Origin of the sequence: Paraburkholderia sp. SIMBA_030, from assembly GCF_046535245.1 — a bacterium.
In the GTDB taxonomy this organism is placed as follows: Bacteria; Pseudomonadota; Gammaproteobacteria; order Burkholderiales; family Burkholderiaceae; genus Paraburkholderia.
The window spans coordinates 1-265 of sequence record NZ_JAWRXB010000738.1 but is presented as its reverse complement, the minus strand read 5'-3'; the positions used below and the strand labels follow the sequence as shown (position 1 = coordinate 265).

Here is a 265-nt window from a genome sequence, read left to right as displayed (position 1 = left end):
AAAGGGTAAGGATATCGAAGAAGCGAAACGAGCATGTGCATTGCTCAAGGACAAGCCTTTTACGCTATTGAACTATCTAGAAGGGACTCGCTTTACCGCTAGCAAACACGATAAACAAGAATCCCCTTATACGCATTTACTTAAGCCACGCGCTGGCGGGTTATCACTGGCTATGAGTGCATTAGGGGAAGAGATCGATGGGATTTTAGACATGACGATTGTCTACCCTGACGGTGTACCCACTTATAGCGATCTATGGAAAGGT

At 45.7% G+C, this 265-nt stretch carries 1 pseudogene; it reads left to right on the top strand.

Going from position 1 to position 265, the window contains the following annotated elements:
- Positions 1–265: pseudogene (locus tag SB772_RS41915) on the top strand (acyltransferase); the annotation flags it as partial.